We start from the raw sequence: 22,010 nt of genomic DNA, 5'->3' as shown, positions 1-22,010 counted from the left end.
GCACATCCTGTCCGTTTCCTTAACCGCTCGCGGATTGCAAAGCAATCCTTCGCTTCGCACGGCGCAACCCCTTCCTTGGGGTTGTGTGGTCTATATTCCGTCTTCGTCACCGAGGGTTCCGATGTTTCTGACTTCGATTTCTTTATTGATCTTCTTCACAAGTCCGGTGAGGACTTTGCCTGCGCCGACTTCTATTATGGTGTTTACGCCTGATGCCGCCATGTTTTCAACTGATTTTGTCCAGAGAACGGGACTTGCCACCTGTTTAACCAGCGAGTTGTACACTGTTTCGGCGTCCGTTTCAATCTCTGCGTTAACATTGTTGAAAACGGGCGCTTGGAGATCGTTTATTTTTATGTTTTTGAGGTAAGCTGCCATTTTTTCCGCAGCGGGTTTCATCAGGCTGCAATGGAATGGAGCGCTCACGGGGAGGAGGATCGCTCTTTTTGCGCCGGCTTCCTTGATTTTTTCACAGAAGAGGTTTACCGCTTCGGCGTTTCCGGCGACGACAGTCTGCCCGGGACAGTTGAAGTTCGCGGGTTCCACAACGGAGCCGGGTTTGCTGCACGCCTTGCAGACATCTGCTATGATTGCGTCATCAGCACCCATGACGGCTGCCATTGCTCCTGTTCCGACGGGCACGGCTTCCTGCATGAATTTCCCTCTGTTATGCACCGCAAGAACGGCGTCCTCAAAGCTTATGCCGCCAGCGGCAACGAGGGCTGAGTATTCGCCTAAGGAGTGTCCGGCGAAATAATCAGCCTTTATTTTATTTTTCACCGCCTCCCAAATGCCAATACTCATGGTGAGCAGAGCGGGCTGGGTGTTGGAGGTCAGCTTGAGATCCTCTTCGGGTCCGTTGAACATAATTGAAGTGAGGCTGTAGCCAAGCACTTCATCGGCTTTATCAAAAACTTTGCGTACTTCTGCGTATTTGTCGTAAAAATCTTTCCCCATTCCGGCGAACTGTGAGCCCTGACCGGGAAAAACCACTGCGGTTTTTGTCATCTTTTTACCGTCCGTATTATTGCTTTTAGAAAGTGAAAACCATGCTTCCCCAAGTGAGACCGCCGCCGAAAGCTGCGCAGGCAATGTTCATGCCTCTTTTGAGCGTGCCGTTTCTCACGACTCCGTCAAATGCGGTGGGGATGGTCGCGGCAGAGGTGTTGCCGTATTTGTCAAGATTTATCACAACTTTTTCGGGCGGAAGCTTCAGCCTTTTTGCTGTGGCGTCAATAATACGCAGGTTCGCCTGATGGGGTATGAGGAAGTCTATGTCCTCATATGTGAGCCCGCTTGAGAGAACTGCGGCGTCCGCGGCGTCCGACATGGCGCGCACGGCTATTTTGAATATCTCGTTCCCGCTCATATGGAGCAGGTGGTCTTCTATGTTGCGTTCTTTTCTTTCAGCTAAAAATGTGGAGCCGAGGGAATCCAGAGTTAGGAGGTTGCCGAAGCTGCCGTCTGCGTATGCGTGTACGCTGCGTATCCCGGGTGCTGTATCCGCACCTATGACAGCCGCGCCCGCTCCGTCACCGAAGAGGATACATGTGCTCCTGTCTGTCCAGTCGAGTCCGGCGGTGAGCCTTTCAGCGCCGATAACAAGGAGCTTTTTGGCTGAGCCTGAGCGTATCAGTCCGTTGGCTATGTTTACTGCGTATATGAACCCTGAGCAGGCGGCAGTGAGGTCGAACGCGAAGCAGCCCCTGATGCCGAGCATCTTCTGCACGTTGCACGCCGTTGAGGGCATGGTTGTGTCGGGGGTGAGCGAGGCGACGATTATTCCGTCCAGCTCCTCAGGCTTAACGCCTGCCATATCCAGAGCATTGAGCGCGGCTCCGTAAGCCATTTCGCCGCAGGTCATGGTTTTGGCTACTCTGCGTTCCTTTATGCCTGTTCTGGAGACGATCCACTCGTCCGAAGTGTCGAGAAATTTTTCAAAATCATGGTTGGTCATAACATCCGGCGGAAAGCAGGAGCCGGTCCCTAGGAATCTTGAATATATGTTCATTTATACCGCCGCAGGCAGGCTGATTTTACTCAGCCTGCGGGTTTTTTTTCTTGAATTTGCCGATGATATTATCCAAAAAAGACACATCTTTGTCAACTTCTAAAACCCCTATGGAATCGGCAAGCTTTTCCTGAATAACCTTGTTGAGATCATGCTCGGCGAGCTCTTTTGCCACTCTTATGCCGTTTTTCACGGCGTTCGCGTTTGAGCTTCCGTGACCGATAATGCAGACACCTTCAACGCCGAGCAGGGGCGCTCCGCCGTATTCGGTGTAGTCAGCTCTTTCCTTCACTCTCATCAGCGCTTTTCTCGCCATGAGGGCGCCGGCTTTTGCCCAGAAGGAGCTTGTTATCTCTTCCTTGAGCATTTTGGATATGTACCATCCGGCGGATTCCGCAACCTTGAGCGCGACATTTCCGGAAAAACCGTCACAGACGACAACATCCGTTGTCCCTCTGAAGAGGTCTTTGCCTTCGACATTTCCGTAGAAGTTGATTGCGCTTCCCACAGAACGCAGGAGAGTATGAACTGATTTTGTGGTTTCGTTCCCCTTCATGTCTTCCTCGCCTATGCTGAGAAGACCTATGGAGGGTCGGGGAAGTCCGAGAACTATCTGGGCGTATACGCTGCCCATTATAGCGAACTGGAAGTAGTTCAGCGGCTTGCAGTCGACGTTGGCGCCGACATCAAGCATTACGGTATGCCCCTTTATGTTGGGGAGGACAGCGCCTATCGCAGGTCTGTCTATACCGGGCAGGGTGCGCAGAACCATGATTGCCACAGCCATGACCGCACCTGTATTGCCCGCGCTGAAGAACGCGTCCGCGTTTCCGTTTTTAACATGCTTCAGACCTGTGTGTATGGAAGAGTTTCTCTTCCCTCTCACTATCATGGAGGGAGAATCATCCATAGTAACCACATCTTCCGCATGGTCGATTTCGATTTTAGAGGAGGGGAACCTGCCGCATGAGTCGAGCTCTTTCTTTATCTGCTCTTCTCTGCCCACAAGGAGTATGTCTGCTCCGTATTCGTTGCAGGCGGCAACGGCTCCTTTTACTATCTCCTCCGGGGCGTGGTCGCCGCCCATGGCATCAACCACAATCCTCATGTCAGATTTCAGCCGTCTTGATTACCTGCACTTTTTTGTAATATCCGCAGGAAGGGCAAACTCTGTGAGGAAGCTTAAGCTCTCCGCAGTTCTCGCATTTTCCGAAAGAATGCGCGGTTGCGTGGTGGTGGCTTCTTCTGTTACCTTTTTTGCGACGTGTGGTCTTCTTCTTGGGTACACCCATTACAGTACTCCTTAATATTTTCGCCGTATCCGCAGGCTATGCGGAAAAGAGCGTCAGTTGTTTTTGAGTTTATTGAGAGCGTCCCAGCGGGGATCGCCTTCTTTCACTATTTCGTCGTTTTCGTCTTTTATAAGCTCACTGCCGCAGGGTTTTGCGCAGGTCACTTTCATGGGAAGCAGAAGCAGAGCTTCCTGTTCGGTTATTTCGTCGGTTTCGAGTTCATCGCCCTCAACAGTGTATGCGGAAACATCGTCATCCTCAAGCTCAAGCTCTTCGGGGAGCTCTTCAGCGGATGTTCTGACTATTCTGACATTCACATCTCCCCCCAGTTCGAGGGAAACTGCCTCAAGGCATCTGTCGCAGGGCATAACAACCTTTGCCGTTATTTTGCCGTCAAGGTAAAACTCACTTTTTTTGTCCCCCACAGGGAGGAGACGTCCGGTGAAAATAACGGATTCAAACTTTCCGCCGTCAAAGGCGAAGCAGCTTTCCGCTTTTATTTCGATTCCTGTGTTTTCAATGTCTTCCAGTATAACTTTCAATGTCCTAAACCTTTGCGCAAACCCTGTGTGTCAGGGCTTTTGACCGTGTTTTTCAGCCGTTTCCAAGCACCCTTCGGCAGGGCGCACTTCAAGCGGTCAAAATGAGGGAAAATCTTATATAGATTAAAATGGAAAGTCAAGATCAATCCGTCTTGCCGCAGAAAAGGGTACATCCTGCTCCTTTTACGCACACGCTCACGCCTTGGTAAACACGGCTTCGCTTCGTACGGCGCAGTTCCGTTCATGGAACTGTTTGAGTCATTGCGAACTCCGCAGAGAAAGACTGCCACGTCGCTCCGCCCCTTGCAGTGACACAGCAGAGCGTCATTCTGAGATCCTTCATTACACTGCTTTGAGAATTAATGTCTAGCGGTTCTTTATAAATGTGCCCCTGTCCAACTCATCGAAGGCAAGTTTAAGTTCCTCTTCGGTGTTCATCACGATGGGTCCGCCCCATGCGATGGGCTCGTTAAGAGGTGCGCCGTGAACAAGGATGAACCTTGCGCCTTTTTCCGAATACGCCTTGACTGTGTCTCCGTAATTAAAGAGAACAGCCTGTTTTGCCGCCGAAGGTGTGCTGTCTCCCAAGCTGCATTCTCCCTGCATAATATATACGAAGAGGTTTTCATCCGCAGGAGTGGACAGTGTCCATGTCTGCCCGGGCTTTACAGTCACGTCAAGGAAGGTCACGGGCAGGTGCTCGCCCCTCATTCCGCCTCTTTTTCCTTTATATTCACCTGCAACAATCGCAACCGCAGCTGTTTCATCCTCAACCTTTGTCACCAGATCCGGGGTTATGTCCCTGTAAGCCGGTTCGGTCATTTTATTTTTCGCGGCGAGATTCACCCAGAGCTGTAGCCCGAGCATACGGGGAGAAGGCTGCGGCATTTCCTGATGGAGGATGCCGCTTCCGGCGGTCATCCACTGACACGCACCGGAGGTGATGACTCCTTTGTTCCCCAGACTGTCCTGATGCTCAATCTCGCCCTCAATCAGGTAGGTTACAGTCTCAATCCCTCTGTGGGGGTGCATGGGAAAGCCCTTTATATAATCCTCGGGATTTACGGAATCAAAAGCGTCCAGAAGCAGGAAGGGATCGAATTTTTCAGTGTTTCTTCTGCTCAGCACTCTGTTTAGGTGCACTCCGGCTCCGTCTACGGAGGCTCTGCCTGTTACCGTCTCTCTCACTGTGCGTAATTTCATAGCTATCTCCTTCGCATATAATATAAATACATGGTGAAACATTTCAAGGGAGCTTATGCCGCCGCCGCATTACCTATTGTAGCAGGTAATTCTCACTTTTTTATAAATTGACACTTACCCCGCCTGCGGTTAAAGTCCGGTTATTCAGTGCGAAAATACATTTTTATAACGAAGGTGATAAAGTATGAAGCTTACTGTAATCGGTGCGGGCTATGTAGGTCTCGTGACAGCCGCTTGTCTTGCCGACACCGGCAACGAAGTAATGTGTGTTGAGAAGATTTCCTCAAAGCTTGCGACCCTTAAAAAAGGCGAATCGCCCATTTATGAGCCGGGGCTTACGGAAGTTCTCAAAAAGAACATAGCCTCCGGCAATATACGCTTCACTGACAGCATAGAAGAGGGGGCGAAGTTTGCCGAAGCGGTTTTCCTCTGCGTGGGAACCCCCCAGAGCGAAACAGGCAAGGCGGATCTCTCTCAGGTTGAGGAAGCTGCGAGGCAGATAGCCGAAGTTGCGGACGGATACAAGCTGATCATCGAAAAATCCACAGTTCCCGTCAACACTCACAGAAGGGTGAAGATGACGCTGAAAAGATACGCCAATCCGAACGTGACTTTTGATGTGGCTTCAAACCCCGAGTTCCTCCGTGAGGGCTCGGCGCTTTACGATTTTACCAATCCGGACAGGATAGTTGCCGGAGTTGAGAGCGAAAGGGCGGAGGCTATATTCAGAGAGATATACAAACCCTTCGCAGAGAGAGGATTTCCGCTGCTTATAACAACACCTGCGGCGGCAGAGCTCATAAAGCATGCTTCAAACTCATTCCTTGCCCTTAAAATATCATATATAAATATGGTTGCGGATCTCTGCGAAAAGGTAGGCGCCGATATTGAGCTTGTGGCGGAAGGCATGGGCTATGACAAGCGCATAGGCAGGGCATTTCTCAACGCCGGTCTCGGTTACGGCGGAAGCTGTTTTCCGAAGGATATAAAGGCGTTCATCAACATGGCGAACGAAAACGGCGTGGACTTCTCCCTCCTTGAGGAGGCTGATTATATCAACGCCGCCAGAAGAACCAAATATCTTGCCATGGTGGAGGAGCTTCTCTGGATAACCAAAGAGAAAGAGATCTGCGTTTGGGGACTTGCCTTCAAGCCCAATACGGACGATATAAGGGAAGCGCCCGCGATCGATATAGTGCGGGAACTCGCCGCGCAGGGAGCCAAGCTCCGGCTCTGTGATCCCAAGGCTGCGGAAAACTTCTCAAGGCTTTTCCCCGAGAGCGGGCAGATAAAATATTTTGAAGATATGTACGCAGCAGCGGAAGGCGCAGACGCTGTTCTTCTCGTTACAGAGTGGAAGGAGTTTCTTGAGGTCGATGCTGCGAAACTTAAAAAAATTATGAGACTGCCTCTTGTTATAGACGGCAGAAACGCTTTTGATCCTAAAAAGATGAAGGAGCAAGGGGTGGAATATTACAGCATCGGCAGGTAGACGGAAAACCGTTCTGATAACAGGCGCCGCGGGATTCATCGGCAGCCATCTCTGCGACCGCTTTCTGGCGGAGGGATGGAAGGTCATAGGCATGGACAACCTTATAACAGGCTCCATGGACAACATAGCCCACCACATGGGCAATGACTGCTTCCGGTTCATTAAATACAACGTCACCAACTATATACATGTTGAGGGCAGAGTGGATCTGATTCTGCATTTCGCATGTCCGGCGAGCCCTGTGGATTATCTCAATTTCCCGATCCAGACACTCAAGGTGGATTCCGTGGGTACAATGCACACCCTCGGAATGGCGAAGGAGAAGGGGGCGAGATATGTTTTCGCCTCAACATCCGAAGTCTACGGAGATCCTGAGGTGCATCCGCAGCCGGAGACCTACTGGGGAAACGTGAACTCGGTGGGCGTGCGTTCCGTTTATGATGAGGCGAAAAGGTTTTCCGAAGCCATGACAATGGCATATCACCGCACTCACGGCGTGGACGTACGTATAGTCCGTATATTCAACACCTACGGTCCCCGCATGAGGCTGAATGACGGCAGAATAATACCGAACTTCGCTTATCAGGCTTTGCAGGGCGAGCCGGTCACGGTCTACGGCGACGGCAGCCAGACCCGCAGCTTCTGCTACATCTCCGACCTTGTGGAGGGGATATACAGAACAGCCATGCAGGACGGGCTGAACGGCGAGATCTTCAACCTCGGCAATACCGACGAGTACGCTGTGGAGGATTTTGCGCGGCTCATAATAGGTTTTCTCGGCTCAAAGTCCGAGCTTGTGCATAAAGAGCTCCCTGAGGACGATCCCAAGAGAAGGTGCCCGGACATAACAAAGGCTGAGACTGTTCTCGGCTGGCGACCGGTTGTCAGTATCTACGAAGGTCTCAGACAGACAATAGATTTTTTCAGACACACGATAAAGAAAAACGGGGGAACAAAGGAGAATGGCTAAGCTTCCTCTTTCCGTCTGCTTTATTTCTTTCAACGAAGAAGCGAACATGGAAAAAACGCTGAAAAGCGTTGCAGATATAGCATCTGAGATAATAGTGGTGGATTCTCGCTCCACGGACAAAACTGTGCAGATCGCGGAAAAGTTCGGCGCAAAGGTATATTCCGAGGACTGGAAGGGCTTTGAGAAACAGAAGAACTCCGCTCTGGAAAAATGCTCCCAGCCGTGGATACTCTCACTTGATTGTGATGAGGTGCCGGACGACGCGCTCAGGCATTCCATAGTCGGCGCTGTTCTGAGCGGCGCTTGCGGCGGGTATGTTCTCAGCAGACGCACATTTTACGCCGGAAAATTCCTCCGCTTTTCGTGGCAGCCCGACCGCAGGCTCCGGCTTGTAAAGGCTTCCGCCAAGCCCGAATGGCGCGGAGGGGATGTGCACGAATACCTTCACATCGAAGGCGAAACTGGCAGACTTGAGGGTGAATTGCAGCATTATTCGTATAAGGACATAGAAGACCACATGCACAGACTGGTGAAATACGCCCGTTTATCCGCTGAAATGTACAGGAAAAACGGACGTAAAATGTCCTTCGGCAGGCTTATTTTTAACCCGCCTGCGGCTTTCCTGAAAAAATACATACTCCGCCTTGGTTTTCTGGACGGGTTCAGAGGCTTCTTGGCAGCGTTCAGCAGCCTTCTTTATGTATTTCTCAAATATGTTTTCCTTTGGGAACTGGAGATGAAGAACCGTGACTCCTAAAGTTATCTCCGTCGGCAATATATCCCTCGGCGGCACAGGCAAAACACCCTTCACTATCAGACTCACAAACTATTTTCTCAGTCAGGGGAAAAAGGTCTGCGTGCTCTCCAGAGGGTACAAGGGGAAGATAGGGCTTGAAACCAATGTAATCTCCGACGGGGAGAATATACTGATGAAGCCGCCGCTGGCAGCGGACGAGCCGTATATGATAGCAGAGAACTGCAAAGGGGCGATCGTAATCACCGGAAAGGAAAGAGCGGACAGCGCCGCATACGCGATGGAGCACTTCAGACCGGATCTGTTCATTCTGGACGACGGTTTTCAGCATAAAAGAATGCACAGGGATCTGGACATTCTCCTGTTGGATCACAGAAAGCCGATTTCAACAGGACTCCCTTTTCCGTTCGGGTATCTGCGGGAGTTTCCGAAAGGAATACGCAGGGCTGATATAATCGTTTTCACAAGGGCGGACAATACGGAGGTTCCGAGCAATGTTGTTCCGCTGGTGAAGGACAGACCTGTGTTTTTCAGCAATATAGAGTTTAAGGGAATAAGGACTGCGGACGGAAGGCTGCTCTCGGCAGAGGATATGCAGGGCAAACGATGTCTCGGCTTCGCAGGGATTGCGGGCGGCGGCAGGTTTCTCGCATTTCTCTATGAAAACGGGATAAACATAGTAAAAAACAGGCAGTTTCCCGATCATATGCACTACTGCCGCAAGACTCTGGATAAGCTGGAGGACATTTCGGAGCACTATAAACTCGACATGATCATAACCACGCAGAAGGATTTTGTGAAAATCCCCGAAGACCGCAGACATAAATACGCCTACGCCGAGATAGACATAGCCCTCAATGACGGGGAAGGCTTTTTCAGGGAAATAGCGAAAAGGATAGATTGATTTTCCGGGGGAAAGCCTAATTTAAAAAACTGTCGATGTGAGGACGACCTCACCTCTCGGTTACATCAGGGGACGGCTCCGCTTTTTTAAATGAGGTCTAAAATGGCTTGGACGTCTCTTTTCATCGCCGGACTTTTTGAAATCATCTGGGCTATGGGGCTTAAATACAGTCAGGGCTTCTCAAAACCCCTTCCGTCAGTTATCACAATCGCAGCAATGTCCGTAAGCTTTTATCTGCTTTCGTACTCCATGAAAACTCTTTCCATGGGCACAGCCTATGCCGTTTGGACGGGAATAGGAGCGACGGGTATTTTCATCTGCGGGGTGATTTTTCTCAATGAACCGCTGAGTTTTATCAGAGGCTTGTCCGTTCTGCTCATTGCGGCGGGGATAACCGGACTGAAGATAGCTGGCTAGAAGTCCGCTTCCTGCTCGTTTTCAAATTTGCGCTTGCGGAGCACCTTGTTGTATGTGGATATGATGTCCCTGCGGGTGATGATGCCGATCAGGATATTATCCTTATCAGTGTCGACCACGGGCAGGAGCTCTATGTTTTTGAAGCCTATCATCTCTATGGCGTCGGCGAGATTATTTGCGGGTTTGATCACCGGGATGTCTTTCTCGCAGACCTCTCCCGCCACAACAATACTCTCAAGCCCTTCCTCAAATACGAACTCCCTTATCTCCTCAAACAGCAAAACGCCCACAAGCTCGCCGTTCTCCTTCACCACGGGAAAGTTGTTGTGCTTGGTGGCTGATATGAAGTGAACAATATCGCTGAATCTCATATCTTCTCTTATGACAATGGGATCAGGGCGCATAATGTCCTTCACTCTGATGTCCTGAAGCACCTGAAGAAAGAACTCGCCCTTGTGAATCGGTGAATCGCTGCGGAACTCCACCTGACTGCGGTACATGGTTGTTTTGCGGAGCAGGAGAAACGTCAGAGTGCTTACCCACATTGAGGGAACCAGAAGGTGATAGTTTCCTGTCATTTCGCTGACCATAATTATGGTTGAGAGGGGTGCGCTCGCGATTCCGGCGAAGAAGCCCGCCATCCCCACTACTACATATGCCCCGGGCTCAGGCGCAATGACAGGGAGTGTCATGTTCAGCGCCAGACCTATAAAACCGCCGACGGAGGCGCCTATCACCATGGAGGGCCCGAAAATGCCGGCGCTGCCGCCGCTGCCTATGCTGAAGGAGGTGGTGAGTATCTTGGCGAATATCAGCACGAACAAGAGCAGGATGCTCAGGTGAACGTTCATCGCCAGCTCTATATTGGCGTAGCCGCCGCCTATAGCCTCAGGAAGCCAGAAACCGATTATCCCCGTGAGCAGACCGCCGAGGGCGGGCTTGAGATAAGGAGAAAGCTTCATTACCTTGAAAAAATCACGGATGCGGTAAAAGGTGTTGACGTAAAGCCAGCCGAAGAAGGCGCAGGCAAAACCGAGTATTGTATATCCGGCGAGCTCCAGCGGGCTGTCAAACCGGAAGCCCGGAGTGGCGAACAGCGGATCCCAACCGAAGAAAGAGCAGAATATTGAGTAGGCTATGATTGATGTTATGGTTGATGGCAGAAGGACTTCAAACTCCATGTCCGAACTGCTGTAAAGCACTTCCGCAGCGAAGATCGCGCCCGCCAGAGGTGAGCGGAATATGGCGCCCACGCCCGCTCCCATGCCAGCGGCTGTCAGTATGCGTTTCTCCCTGTCGGTGAGGTTCAGCACTCTTCCGAGAAAGGAACCGAAGCCTGCGCCTATCTGCGCTATAGGACCCTCACGCCCGCCGGAACCGCCTGTTCCGATGGTTATGGAGCTTGCTAAGGTTTTGATCAGCGGGACGTTCCATTTTATATAGCCGTTTTTATGGTGAATCGCTTTTATGGCGGCGTCAGTGCCGTGCCCTTCCGCTTCCGGTGCGAACTTATACACGAGAAAACCGCTGATAAGCCCCCCGAGAGCGGGGAGGAAGAGGACTATCCATCTGTTGAACTGAGTTGCCGCATGACCGAAGAAAGCAGGTTCTCCCGCCGTCTCCTCCACCCTCATGCCGCCGATGTAGTCGAGGAAGATATACGAGCATCCCTGAAGCATCAGGAAGAAAATAATCGCGCCTAAGCCCGCCACGATTCCCACAAGCGAGCCGAGTATGAACCATCTGCCGATTACCGGCAGATTAAATTCCTTTAATCTGAATTTAAACACTTACCATCCTTATCACACGGAGCGGAAAATGAAGAATCCTTTCTTATCCGTATATGCGGAAATTCTGCCGTAGGTCTTTTCCACCTCCAGCTCCTTCTGTATGCTGTCCGGCAGATCCTTGAATGCCTGCTCAATCCGCTCCACAGCCTCAGGTCCTTCGGCGAGCCTGCCTGCCCATTCGGGGAAGTCATGCTTTTTGAATATGCAGGCGTAATCTATCAGGCGGAAGTCGTCACGGGCGAACCTGAGTATCTCATCCAGCCTGTAGCTGCGTATGTGCGTGTTGTCTCTTATGTATTCTATCACATTGAGGTATGAGTCCTCAACATCCACTATGTTGTCTATGAGAACCATCCAGCCGAGAGGGCGCAGAACCCTTTTCACCTCACGGAAGAAGAGGTCGGGGTTTTTGAAATGGTGCATGGCTATGCGGCAGGTGAGAATGTCGAAAGTGTTGTCCGAAAACGGGATCGACTCCGCCACGGCGCATACGGGGAGATTAAGACCGAATTTTTCCTTGGCGGTTTTCAGCATGGGCATGCTGGGGTCAAGTGTATAACGTCTCTTCGCCGGAACAGCCGCCGCACAGTGCCCTGCGCCAGCGGCAATGTCCAGCAGGCATTCAAACTCTTTGTTCTTAAAGTTTTTTCTTATCAAATCAAGGTCGTCACCCTTGATGTGATCCGAGCTTATGTAGTAGTTGAACGCCGCTTCATTGAATCCCATTATTTACAGCCCTCTGTCAGCGAAAAATTCCCTTATCAGCCTGTCCAGCTCTTCAAACTCAAGGAGGAAGGCGTCGTGTCCGTAGTTTGATTGTATGTTGTACCAGAAGGCTTTTTTGCCCTGATACTTCATTATATCATATATTTCCTCTGTAAGGTACGGGGGGAAAAGGAAATCTGACGAAACAGATATGAGCAGCGTGTCCGCCTTTATGAGCTCCACAGCGTCCGACAAAGAGCCCCTGCCGTAGGAAAGATCAAAAATATCCATTGCCTTCAGCACATAAAGGTATGTGTTGGCGTCGAAGACCTCTGTGAATTTATAGCCGTTATAACGGAGATAGTTCTCAACTTCAAAAAAGCCGTTAAAATCGTAAAAGCCTTCAAAAGCCGAATATCTCCGCCCGAACTTGTCGTTAAAAGCCGGATCGGAAAGATAGGTGATGTGCCCCGCCATGCGCGCGATCGCCAGTCCGTCCACGGGGAATTCACCTTCGTAGTAGTCGCCCTTGTTCCATCTGGGATCTTTGGTGATGGAGAAGCGGGCTATGCTGTTGAAGGCGATCGCCATGGGTGTTATGGCGTGAGTGGTGGCAATGGGGATCAGAGTCTTCATCATGTCCGGATATGTCGCTCCCCATTCCAGAACCTGCATGCCGCCCATGGAGCCACCCGCCACAGCGAGAAGCTTTTCAATTCCTAAATGGTCTATGAGCCTTTTCTGAAGCTTCACCATGTCCTTAACAGACGCCACGGGGAAACGGATACCGTATCTCTTGCCTGTTGACGGATCCACAGAGGAAGGTCCGGTGGTTCCGAAGCAGCTTCCGAGGAAGTTGGAGCAGATAACGAAGTATTTATTCGTGTCAAAGGTCTTGCCCGGACCTATCATGGAGTCCCACCAGCCGGGCTTCTGCTCATCCGCCCTGTGAAAGCCCGCTGCGTGGGCGCTTCCGGTGAGGGCGTGGCAGACGAGGACTGCGTTTGATTTGTCTTCGCTGAGCTTACCGTATGTCTCGTAACAGCAGGTGACGGAGGATATAACCCTGCCGCTCTCAAATGAGAAATCATCCCTGAAGGTGACGTACTGCGGTTTTACTATGCCTGCGGAGTTTTCCATATATTAAGCCTTCTTTGCCTTCGCAAATGCCTGTTCTATGTCGGCTATTATATCGTCGATGTGCTCTATGCCCACAGAGAGGCGGATAAGCCCGTCCGTTATGCCCGCTTTTGCTTTCTGCTCTGCGTTGAGCTGGCGGTGAGTTGTGCTTGCGGGATGGGTGACAAGGGTTCTTGTGTCGCCTAGGTTGGTGAGGTGAGTGGCAAGCTCTACCCCCTCTATGAAGGCTTTGCCCGCCTGCTGCCCGCCTTTGATGCCGAAGCTCAGCATTGCGCCTGTTCCCTTGGGCATGTATTTTTTCGCTCTTTCACAGTTGGGGTTACCCTCAAGCTCGGGAAAATTCACCCAGTCCACCATGTCGCTTTTCTGAAGATAATCGGCAAGCTTGCGGGCGTTTTCCACATGCCTTTCCATGCGGACATGAAGTGTCTCAAGCCCCTGAAGAAGGAGGAAGGCATTCATGGGACTCATGCAGCCGCCTATGTCACGCATGGTCTGCACGCGCATCTTAACCGCAAGCGCCATATTGCCGAACCTTTCCGCATACACTATGCCGTGGTAGCTGGGATCGGGAGTGGTGAAGGAAGGGAAGCGTCCGCTCTTCGCCCAGTCGAATGTGCCGAGGTCAACGGCGACGCCGCCCATGGAGTTCCCGTGTCCGCCTAAAAATTTGGTTACGGAGTGGACAACCACATCCGCGCCGAAGTCCTTCGGACGGCAGAGAAAAGGAGTGGGGTATGTATTGTCTATCACAAGTGGCAGACCATTTTCATGGGTGATTTTTGCTATTGTCTCAAAGTCAGCTATATCGTTGCCGGGGTTTGCTACTGTCTCAAGATAGACTGCCTTGGTTTTTTCATTTATCAGAGACTTAATTTCGTCAGGGTTATTCTGGTCAAAAGGGCGGAAGGTTATTCCCAGCTTTTTGAAGGTGTGGAAAAACAGGTTGTTCGTCCCGCCGTAGAGCCTGTTTGTGGTGATTATTTCGTCTCCGGCTTCGGCTATGGTGGAGAAAACCATGAACTCTGCAAACTGACCGGAGGAAGCGGCGACAGCACCTGTTCCCCCTTCAAGCATCGCTATGCGGTTTTCCAGTACCTCAACCGTTGGGTTGTTCAGGCGAGTGTAAATGTAGCCTGCCTCTTCCAGATCAAACAGCTTCACCGCGTGGTCGGCGTCACGGAATTTGTAAGCCGTTGTCTGGTATATGGGTACGGCTCTGGCGCCTGTTACGGGGTCTGGTGTCTGTCCGCCGTGTACTGCGATGGTTTCAATGCGGTGCTTGCTCATAGTTTGCCTCCTGAATACAAAAAAAGCCTCTGTCCCAAGGGGAAAGAGGCGTTAGAGTCGTCTTAACGGTTCTTATCTCCCCTGTCTTCACGGCACGCAGGGCAGGAATTAGCACCTTTCCTCAAAGGGCGGTTGCTGTGGTTTCGACGGGCCTGTCCCTCCACCACTCTTGATAAGTAAAAAAGTCTGCAATATTACATCCGATTTTATTACTAAGTCAATGGAATGTTTTGCTTGGTCGGCGGTCTTTTGTCTGATAGCTTGAAAAAATACAGCAGAGACATTCGGAGGGATTATTTTGAACGGTATGATCAGGACATTTGTAATAGCAGCGGCTGTGGTGCTTGCAGTATTCGCCGGAACGGCGGCTTTTAAATATCACAAAAAAGCGGCGAAAGCGGAGAAGGGAATAGCTGATGTGATTCTCGCGCAGAACTGGGAAGAGCGGGAAGTGGGCAATACCGGCATAAAGATACTGGCGCCTGATAATATGAGGGATGTTTCAGCGGCGGCAGAAATCTTTGATAATGCCACGGCGCAGGATGTCCGGCAGTTCTCTTTGGGAACCTTCGGGCTTACTGTCCTTGCGGCGGAGGCTCCCGCGGAGATCAGCGGGGAGGCTTTCTCGGCGGATCTTGTGAATAAGATAAAAAATTCCGGCGCTGCATCTGTTTTTGAGTATGAAATAAAACCGGAAAAGGCAGGCGGGCATTCCGGCTGGCGGCTCACGGGAACAGCAAACACCGGCGGGCAGAAAATCCGTGTGGAGGCGCTGAGCTTTTCCTCCGGAAAACTGCTGAGACACGTAGCGGTCAGCTTTGACGGAAATGACGATAAACTTGAGAAACTCACTGAAAGGATATTGGCATCGGTTGAGCTGGAGTGAGCGCACTAAGTATTATTATACAGAGAGATTGCTTCACCCCTGCGGAGTTCGCAATGACGTAAACTGTACAGTCCCATGGATGGGACTGCGCCGTGTGAAGCGAAGCCGTGTTTACCACGGCGCGAGCGTGTATCTGAAATTCCCATGGAGGGTGAATTTCAGATCATAAAAAAAGAGAACCGTTCTTTTTCGTTAAAGAAAGGTTCTCCCAATTATTAAAATTTTCTGCCCTTATTTCTCCGGTCTCACAGTAAATACGGGGCACGGCGCCTTGCGTACTACCTTTTCGGCAGTTGACCCGAAGAGAACATGGTCAAGCCCTGTTCTGCCGTGGGTGCCGATTACTATCATATCCGCGCCTGTTTCCTTGGCGTGCTTGGTGATTTCAATGAAGGGCGTACCCTTTATCAGCGTCGTGGTGTAGTTAATTCCCTTGAGCACGGGCTGATTCTGTATAAACTCATCAAGCTGCTTTGCGGAGCCCGTTTCTATATCGGTTGAGAGGGACTGCATAGTCACCTGCGGAAGATAGAAAGAGACCACCTGAGTTTCGTCAAACATGACGTGCAGTATCTCAAGCTCTGCTCCGAACTGCTTGGCGAGTTCAGCGGCATATTCAAGGGCAATTTTTGAAGGTTCGGAAAAATCCGTAGGGTAAAGTATTTTTTTAATCTTTATCATCACTGTCCTCCGGAACATAATAAATTATCGAGATAAATCTATTATATACCTTAGCTGACAGTTAAGAAAGACTAAATCAGACGGGAATTACTCTTTTGATTACGTCCATCAGCTCGCTGAACTGGAACGGTTTGTATATAACATCCAATGCGCCAAGCTGATAAGCCGAGAGCATATTCTGCATGTTTTCGTTGCCGGTGATCACGAGAACGGGCATACTGCTTCCGTTGCTTCTGAGCTTATGCAGAAACTGGAGCCCGTCGGTGGCGGGCATCATCAGATCTGTCACCACTAGGTCAAACTCTGTCTCATGAAGCTTGTCAAGAGCGAAACGCCCGTTTTCCACAGTGTCCACATCGTAGTTCTGTTCGGAAAGGAGAGAAGCGAGACCTTCCCGTTCGTATCTGTTGTCCTCAACAATCAAAATTTTCTTTTTCATAACCTGTCCCCGAATAGTGACTGAAAGTTACTTTCCAGAAGCTCCGCCGTTTTCTCCAAGCTCATACCAAGCTCCGCCGCTATTGTTTCCGCGGTGTATGCCGTGTATGCGGGCTCGTTTGTTCTGCCTCTGTAGGGAGCGGGCGCTAGGTACGGGGCATCTGTTTCGATCAGCAGCCTGTCCTTCGACACAAATTGAAGCGTTCTGCGCAGCTCTTCCGACTTGGGGTAGGTCACCACCCCCGCGTAAGATATATAAAATCCGTTGTCCAGCGCATACCGCAGGAGATCAGTATCTCCGCTGAAGCAGTGTATTATGCCGCTCTTTTCCCTTGGGGGCAGCTCCGCCTTCATTATTTCCGTCAGGCGGGCGGTTGAGTCTCTGTTGTGTATAATAACGGGCATGCCCGTTTCTTCCGCGATTGCGAGAAAAGAGGCGAAGCACTTTTCCTGTGTTTCTCTCGGTGAGTGGTCGTAATAGAAGTCCAGCCCGATTTCGCCCAGCGCTATGACCTTCGGCGCCTTGAGAAGTTCCCGCAGAGAGTCAAGCCCGCTTTCGGGGAAATCCTTCGTGTCGTGCGGGTGCACACCAACGGCTGCGTATACATTGCTGTGTTTCGCCGCAAAGTCCGCCGCCCGGCGGCTGTCTTCAACATCTATGCCGATGGTGACAATGCGTCCGATCTTATGTTCCGCCGCTCTTAAAAGCACAGCGTCTGCATCTTCAGAAAGCGGCTGCATATGTACATGCGCATGTGAATCGGTGAAAAAGCCGTTGAGTCCGGCTAATTTATCAAGAAATTCCCTGTGTTCGGGCGTATCCTTTTTTGAAATCATTTATAATCTGTTCCCATGTTTTTGTTTAAGATGCGGATCGATTCGTGAAAAATCAAGTCCGAAGACAGATTATTTTATTTATGTGTTTGTGTCAATATTATTGATAGGCAATATCATATTAATGCAGCAAACTGTACGTCCTGTCAGTTTGCTGACACGCTCGCGCCGAACTTCGTTCGTCTTCGCTCCGCACGGCGTTATTCCTTCCGTGGAATAATATGAGTTATAACAGCAGCAAACGTGTACGCTCTGTCAGTTTGCTGACACGCTCGCGCCGAACTTCGTTCGTCTTCGCTCCGCACGGCGTTATTCCTTCCGTGGAATAATATGAGTTATAACAGCAGCAAACGTGTACGTCCTGCCTGTTTGCTGACACGCTCGCGCCGAACTTCGTTCGTCTTCGCTCCGCACGGCGTTATTCCTTCCGTGGAATAATATGAGTTATAACAGCAGCAAACGTGTACGTCCTGTCAGTTTGCTGACACGCTCGCAGGCGGATCAACCGCCTGACGCAACATTTTATTTTATGGGTGTGCCTGCGGGTATTCCGTCAGGGAGGATCAGCACATGGTGACGCTCGCCATCGAAGGCGGCAAGCACCATCCCTTCTGACGCTATGCCCATGAGCTTAGCCGGTTTTAGGTTAGCGACAACTGCCACTGTTTTGCCCTTAAGCTGTTGGGGCTCATAGCTCTTCGCTATGCCCGCCACTATGGTTCTCTCGCTGTTTTCACCGAGAGAGACCTTCAGCTTGAGGAGCTTCTCGCTTTTCTCAACCTTTTCAGCATCAAGGATTTTACCCGCTTTGACCGCAACCTTCTGGAAATCCGCGAACTCGATGGCAACAGAGATCGCCTCCGGTTTTGCGTCCTCCTCCGCCTTTTTTGTCTCAGGCATGCGGGTTTTTTGTATGCTATCCAGCATTTCCTTTTCATCTATTCTGGGGAAAAGCTGCACTGACTTGTCAAGGAGTGTTCCCGCTTTCAGTCCGCCGTTTTTTTTGAGCTCTTCGATGGGTGCGGGCGCTATCTCAGGTTCAAGACCGAGCTGAACACGCATGCTTCTTGCCGTTTCGGGCATAAACGGGGAGATAAGCGTGGCGATGAGCCTTGCGCCGTCCAGAATTTTATAGAGAACGGAACCGAGTCTGTCCTTATGCGCATCATCCTTGGCGAGAGCCCAAGGAGCTGTGTCATCAATGTACTTATTGAATGCGCTCACCAGCTCCCAAATGCTTATCAGCGCTTTATTGAAGGCGAGTGTATCCAGATGCTTTTCCACATCGGCAAATACCGAGTCAATTTTCGCATCCATTGCAGTATCAATGGGATCGCCGACCCTGTACTCGGGCAGAACACCGCCGAAGTAGCGTGTGAGCATGCCGAGGGTACGGTTCAGCAGGTTGCCGAGATCGTTTGCCAGATCTCCGTTGACCCTGTGTATCAGCGCCCTGAACGAGAAGTCGCCGTCCAGTCCGAAAGGCACTTCACGGAGCAGGAAATACCTGATGGCGTCCACGCCGAAGGTATCCGCCAGCCAGTAAGGGTCAATGGCGTTGCCGAGGGATTTGGACATCTTCTGCCCCTCAACAGTCCACCAGCCGTGGGCGAAAACGCTTTTGGGCAGGGGAAGACCGGCGCTCATGAGCATTGTAGGCCAGTAAACGGTATGGAAGCGGAGAATATCCTTTCCTACCACATGGTATGTAGCGGGCCAGAATTTTTTGAAGTTTTCCGCGTCGTCCCTGTAGCCGAGGGCGGTTATGTAGTTGGTGAGGGCGTCGATCCAAACATAGATAACGTGATCTGTATCATCAGGAACGGGTATCCCCCACTTGAAGGAGACACGGCTCACGGAGAGATCCTTAAGCCCCTCTCTGATGAAGGAGATTATCTCATTTCGTCTGGATTCCGGTTTTATGAAGTCGGGGTTGTCCTGAATGTGCTTCAGGAGGGCGTCCCCGTATTTGCTCATACGGAAGAAGTAGCTGGGCTCTTTCAGTTTTTCGGTGGTTCTGCCGCAGGATGGGCAGCAGTTTCCGTCGAGAAGCTGAGTCTCTGTCCAGTAGGTCTCGCAGGGGGTGCAGTACCAGCCTTCGTAATGACCGAGGTAGATGTCGCCGTTTTCCTGCATTTTCTTGAAGAGCTTCTGCACGGAGTCTTTATGTATCTGATCCGTTGTGCGGATGAAATCGTCATTAGAGATATTGAGCTTTTCCCAGAGTCCGGCGAAGCGCTGAACCACGCCGTCGGCGAGCTCCTTGGGAGTTATTCCTTTCTTCTCCGCAGCCTGTTCGATTTTCTGTCCGTGTTCGTCTGTTCCGGTGAGGAAGAAGACTTCGTGTCCTGTGAGGCGTTTGAAGCGGGAAACAGCATCACACGCAACCGTCGTATACGCGTGTCCTATGTGGGGCACGTCATTTACGTAGTAAATCGGTGTTGTGATATAAAAAGGCTGTTTTGTCATATGTTTCCTCCTTCGTCTTCCGCCTTGCCCAGTGTGAACTCAACCTTTGCCGTGTTGCCGTTTTCGTCTATGATTCCGGAGTACGATTCCTTTTCATAGAGCAGGCAGCACATCAGCCTTCCGCAAACCCCTGAGATCTTGGTGGGGTTGAGGATAAGGTTCTGATCCTTCGCCATTTTTATGGAAATATTGTCGAATTTTCTTAAGAATGTGGAGCAGCAGAACTCCTTTCCGCAGAGCCCGAAGCCGCCGAGCATCTTGGTTGCGTCCCTGACGCCGACCTGACGCATTTCTATACGGGTGCGGAAGACACGGGCAAGGTCACGCACCAGAGCACGGAAATCGACCCTGCCGTCGGAGGTGAAGAAGAAGGTGAGCTTGCTCCTGTCGAGAGTGTATTCGGCCTTGAGCAGCTTCATATCGAGACCGTGCTTTACCACAAGCTCCTTGCACTCTGCAAAGGCGGCAGGCTCTTCCTCAATATTTTTGGCGCGTCTGGCGTAGTCTTCCTCAGTCGCCTTGCGGACAACCTTTTTCATTTCGTCCATGTTTTTGATAATCATGGGACGGGGGGAAAGGATAACGGCGGCGATGTCTTCGCCTTTTTCCGTTTCCACAACAACATGTTCGCCGTGCTTTGTCTCTATCCCGCAGGATAAAAAGTCATATATTTTTCCGGCGGGCTTAAACGCCACTCCGGTAACTTCAATCTCTTTCAATTAGAACCTCTGTTATTTTCGTGAACAGGTCAAACCTGAAAATGTCAAGATTAACATTATAGTTAAGCCTCTGCAAAATATCCAGCAAATAGTTTGAAAACTCAAGCAGAACGGGATCTCCGGCACGTCTGTATTTTTCCAGAAGAAAGCCGTAGAGAACGGAGCAGAAAATCCTTATATCGTCCTTTTCTTTCAGTCCTTCCAGACGCTTGTACAGTTTTTCGCCGCTGAGATCCTCAAAAAGCATCCATTTTTCCGCTGCGTTATTGTCCAGAAAATAAAGAGCCTGCGACACGGAACCGGCGGCAAGCTTAACCGCCGCCTCGTAGTTTGAAACATCGGGGCGGAGTTTTTTTATAATGGAAACAACCTCCTCATCACTGAGGCGGGAAAATTCTATGTGTATGCACCTTGAACGGATAGTGGGCAGAAGGCGGTCGTATTTATCGGTTATGAGGAAAAACACAGTGTTCTCCCCGGGCTCCTCAAGAGTTTTGAGAAAAGCGTTTGAGGCTTCTGTGCGCATGTTGTGGGCGTTGTCGATTATGAATATTTTATGGTTTGCCGAATGGGGGCTCAGATACGCTGTTTCGCTTATTTTCCGCACCTTCTCTATGGGTATGGAGTCGTCCTCGAAAATGTGGAGATCGGGGTGGTTCAGCGCGTCAACCTGCGCTGAGTGGCGGGAGGCTGATTCCTCAAAGAGAGCGCACCCGCAGAACAGCGAACGGGCAATCTCACGGGCAAGGAGCTTTTTGCCGCAGCTCTCCTTCCCGCTGAATATATACGCATGAACAAGCTTTTCCGCTTTCAGGGCCTTGGAGAAAATCTCTCTTTCCCTTTTGTGACCAGTGTATCTCATCTTACATTACTGAGTATGCGGGAGAATACTTCCTCAACAGTTCCCAGACCGTCAACAATGCGGACATAGCCGTTTCTTTCCGCGAAGGTGAGAAAGCCGTTCCGCACGCTGCGGAAAAAGTCGTAGGAAAGCTGCTCAAACTTGCCTTCCGTGTCAAACTTGCCGTCTTCCGCAAGCCTTGCTTTGGCTCTTGCTATGCAGGTTATTGGCTCATTGTCGATTATAACTGCCACATCCGGCACAATCTTGAGCGCCATGCGCTCAAGCGCTGTGTAGACGTTTTCCGGTATTCCCCGTCCGAAGACCTGATAAGCGAAGGTGGACGCCGTGAAGCGGTCGCTTATTACCACCATTCCTTCATTGAGCGCTGGTATCACCTTCTTTGTGAGGTGCTCAAGCCTGTCCACGAAAAAGAGCATCATCTCCGATTCGGGCTCCAGTTCATATTTGCTTGAAAGAAGTCTCGCCCTCAGCTCGGCTCCTATCTCGGTTCCGCCCGGCTCACGGGTGAGAAGCACCTTGCGCCCAAGCGAGCCGAAGTATTCGGCAAGCCTGATGCAGTGGGTGCTTTTCCCGCAGCCGTCTATTCCGTCCAGCGCTATGTAAAGTCC

23 protein-coding genes and 1 riboswitch are annotated in these 22,010 nt (G+C 50.9%); of the genes, 6 read left to right on the top strand and 17 right to left on the bottom strand.

The features are described from left to right. Positions 1 to 90: 90 nt before the first annotated feature. The 6 genes from fabD to EP073_RS00335 form a co-directional block, all read right to left on the bottom strand. Complete coding sequence (gene fabD / locus EP073_RS00360) at positions 91 to 1,008, bottom strand: ACP S-malonyltransferase (protein ID WP_128465193.1); 918 nt, start codon at positions 1,006 to 1,008, stop codon at positions 91 to 93. A gap of 25 nt (positions 1,009 to 1,033) precedes the next feature. Next, complete coding sequence (locus EP073_RS00355) at positions 1,034 to 2,005, bottom strand: beta-ketoacyl-ACP synthase 3 (protein WP_164885401.1); 972 nt, start codon at positions 2,003 to 2,005, stop codon at positions 1,034 to 1,036. A 31-nt stretch (positions 2,006 to 2,036) separates the two neighbouring features. Continuing rightward, positions 2,037 to 3,119 (bottom strand): phosphate acyltransferase PlsX, encoded by a 1,083-nt coding sequence (plsX, locus tag EP073_RS00350; RefSeq protein ID WP_128465191.1) that lies wholly within the window; start codon positions 3,117 to 3,119, stop codon positions 2,037 to 2,039. A 1-nt stretch (position 3,120) separates the two neighbouring features. Continuing rightward, positions 3,121 to 3,303: a 50S ribosomal protein L32 gene (gene rpmF / locus EP073_RS00345; protein WP_128465190.1), complete on the bottom strand. Its 183-nt coding sequence runs from the start codon at positions 3,301 to 3,303 to the stop codon at positions 3,121 to 3,123. 53 nt (positions 3,304 to 3,356) lie between these two features. Continuing rightward, complete coding sequence (locus EP073_RS00340; protein WP_128465189.1) at positions 3,357 to 3,845, bottom strand: YceD family protein; 489 nt, start codon at positions 3,843 to 3,845, stop codon at positions 3,357 to 3,359. A 366-nt stretch (positions 3,846 to 4,211) separates the two neighbouring features. Further along, complete coding sequence (locus tag EP073_RS00335) at positions 4,212 to 5,048, bottom strand: pirin family protein (protein WP_128465188.1); 837 nt, start codon at positions 5,046 to 5,048, stop codon at positions 4,212 to 4,214. A 184-nt stretch (positions 5,049 to 5,232) separates the two neighbouring features. Here EP073_RS00335 and EP073_RS00330 point away from each other — a divergent pair, with 184 nt between their 5' ends. The 5 genes from EP073_RS00330 to sugE all read left to right on the top strand — a co-directional run bounded on the left by EP073_RS00330 (position 5,233) and on the right by sugE (position 9,585). Then, positions 5,233 to 6,540, top strand: a complete 1,308-nt coding sequence (locus EP073_RS00330) for a UDP-glucose dehydrogenase family protein (protein ID WP_128465187.1) — start codon at positions 5,233 to 5,235, stop codon at positions 6,538 to 6,540. Beyond that, positions 6,521 to 7,510 (top strand): UDP-glucuronic acid decarboxylase family protein, encoded by a 990-nt coding sequence (locus tag EP073_RS00325; RefSeq protein ID WP_128465186.1) that lies wholly within the window; start codon positions 6,521 to 6,523, stop codon positions 7,508 to 7,510. The genes EP073_RS00330 and EP073_RS00325 overlap by 20 nt, the downstream gene beginning before the upstream one ends. Beyond that, entirely contained in the window at positions 7,503 to 8,267 is a 765-nt protein-coding gene (locus tag EP073_RS00320; protein ID WP_128465185.1) for a glycosyltransferase family 2 protein, read from the top strand. Before EP073_RS00325 ends, EP073_RS00320 begins: the two co-directional genes overlap by 8 nt. Continuing rightward, positions 8,257 to 9,168, top strand: coding sequence for a tetraacyldisaccharide 4'-kinase (gene lpxK / locus EP073_RS00315; protein WP_128465184.1), 912 nt, complete (start codon positions 8,257 to 8,259; stop codon positions 9,166 to 9,168). The genes EP073_RS00320 and lpxK overlap by 11 nt, the downstream gene beginning before the upstream one ends. A gap of 102 nt (positions 9,169 to 9,270) precedes the next feature. Continuing rightward, entirely contained in the window at positions 9,271 to 9,585 is a 315-nt protein-coding gene (sugE, locus tag EP073_RS00310) for a quaternary ammonium compound efflux SMR transporter SugE (protein WP_128465183.1), read from the top strand. Here the strand turns inward: sugE and EP073_RS00305 are convergent. From EP073_RS00305 to EP073_RS00290, 4 genes are read right to left on the bottom strand one after another with little or no spacing between them, the layout of a single operon-like run. Further along, positions 9,582 to 11,375: a chloride channel protein gene (locus EP073_RS00305; protein WP_241654015.1), complete on the bottom strand. Its 1,794-nt coding sequence runs from the start codon at positions 11,373 to 11,375 to the stop codon at positions 9,582 to 9,584. The two genes, sugE and EP073_RS00305, sit on opposite strands and share 4 nt — an antisense overlap. Positions 11,376 to 11,387: 12 nt before the next feature. Further along, positions 11,388 to 12,101: a class I SAM-dependent methyltransferase gene (locus EP073_RS00300; RefSeq protein WP_128465182.1), complete on the bottom strand. Its 714-nt coding sequence runs from the start codon at positions 12,099 to 12,101 to the stop codon at positions 11,388 to 11,390. Between the two features lie 3 nt (positions 12,102 to 12,104). Then, the gene (gene metX / locus EP073_RS00295; RefSeq protein WP_128465181.1) at positions 12,105 to 13,220 is read right to left on the bottom strand and encodes a homoserine O-acetyltransferase MetX; all 1,116 of its coding nucleotides are present in this window, start codon (positions 13,218 to 13,220) and stop codon (positions 12,105 to 12,107) included. A 3-nt stretch (positions 13,221 to 13,223) separates the two neighbouring features. Then, the gene (locus EP073_RS00290) at positions 13,224 to 14,510 is read right to left on the bottom strand and encodes an O-acetylhomoserine aminocarboxypropyltransferase/cysteine synthase family protein (protein WP_128465180.1); all 1,287 of its coding nucleotides are present in this window, start codon (positions 14,508 to 14,510) and stop codon (positions 13,224 to 13,226) included. Between the two features lie 69 nt (positions 14,511 to 14,579). Beyond that, positions 14,580 to 14,689: riboswitch (SAM riboswitch) on the bottom strand. A gap of 119 nt (positions 14,690 to 14,808) precedes the next feature. Here EP073_RS00290 and EP073_RS00285 point away from each other — a divergent pair. Then, positions 14,809 to 15,396 (top strand): hypothetical protein, encoded by a 588-nt coding sequence (locus tag EP073_RS00285; protein ID WP_128465179.1) that lies wholly within the window; start codon positions 14,809 to 14,811, stop codon positions 15,394 to 15,396. Positions 15,397 to 15,627: 231 nt separating this feature from the next. On the opposite strand, the gene EP073_RS00280 is transcribed toward EP073_RS00285, so the two are convergent. The 7 genes from EP073_RS00280 to tmk form a co-directional block, all read right to left on the bottom strand. Further along, on the bottom strand, positions 15,628 to 16,077 hold the full coding sequence (locus tag EP073_RS00280; protein ID WP_128465178.1) for a universal stress protein: 450 nt from the start codon (positions 16,075 to 16,077) through the stop codon (positions 15,628 to 15,630). Between the two features lie 76 nt (positions 16,078 to 16,153). Beyond that, positions 16,154 to 16,516, bottom strand: coding sequence for a response regulator transcription factor (locus tag EP073_RS00275; RefSeq protein WP_128465177.1), 363 nt, complete (start codon positions 16,514 to 16,516; stop codon positions 16,154 to 16,156). Beyond that, positions 16,513 to 17,352: a TatD family hydrolase gene (locus tag EP073_RS00270; RefSeq protein WP_128465176.1), complete on the bottom strand. Its 840-nt coding sequence runs from the start codon at positions 17,350 to 17,352 to the stop codon at positions 16,513 to 16,515. Before EP073_RS00270 ends, EP073_RS00275 begins: the two co-directional genes overlap by 4 nt. 519 nt (positions 17,353 to 17,871) lie before the next feature. Continuing rightward, on the bottom strand, positions 17,872 to 19,818 hold the full coding sequence (metG, locus tag EP073_RS00265; protein ID WP_128465175.1) for a methionine--tRNA ligase: 1,947 nt from the start codon (positions 19,816 to 19,818) through the stop codon (positions 17,872 to 17,874). Further along, positions 19,815 to 20,537: a PSP1 domain-containing protein gene (locus EP073_RS00260; RefSeq protein ID WP_128465174.1), complete on the bottom strand. Its 723-nt coding sequence runs from the start codon at positions 20,535 to 20,537 to the stop codon at positions 19,815 to 19,817. Before EP073_RS00260 ends, metG begins: the two co-directional genes overlap by 4 nt. Further along, the gene (locus tag EP073_RS00255; RefSeq protein WP_128465173.1) at positions 20,524 to 21,399 is read right to left on the bottom strand and encodes an AAA family ATPase; all 876 of its coding nucleotides are present in this window, start codon (positions 21,397 to 21,399) and stop codon (positions 20,524 to 20,526) included. The genes EP073_RS00260 and EP073_RS00255 overlap by 14 nt, the downstream gene beginning before the upstream one ends. After that, entirely contained in the window at positions 21,396 to 22,001 is a 606-nt protein-coding gene (gene tmk, locus EP073_RS00250; protein WP_283808394.1) for a dTMP kinase, read from the bottom strand. The genes EP073_RS00255 and tmk overlap by 4 nt, the downstream gene beginning before the upstream one ends. Positions 22,002 to 22,010: the final 9 nt, after the last annotated feature.

The organism is Geovibrio thiophilus (assembly GCF_004087915.1).
GTDB lineage: Bacteria > Chrysiogenota > Deferribacteres > Deferribacterales > Geovibrionaceae > Geovibrio > Geovibrio thiophilus.
Note: the sequence above shows the minus strand (reverse complement) of the source record. Positions and strands in the feature narration are given on the sequence as shown.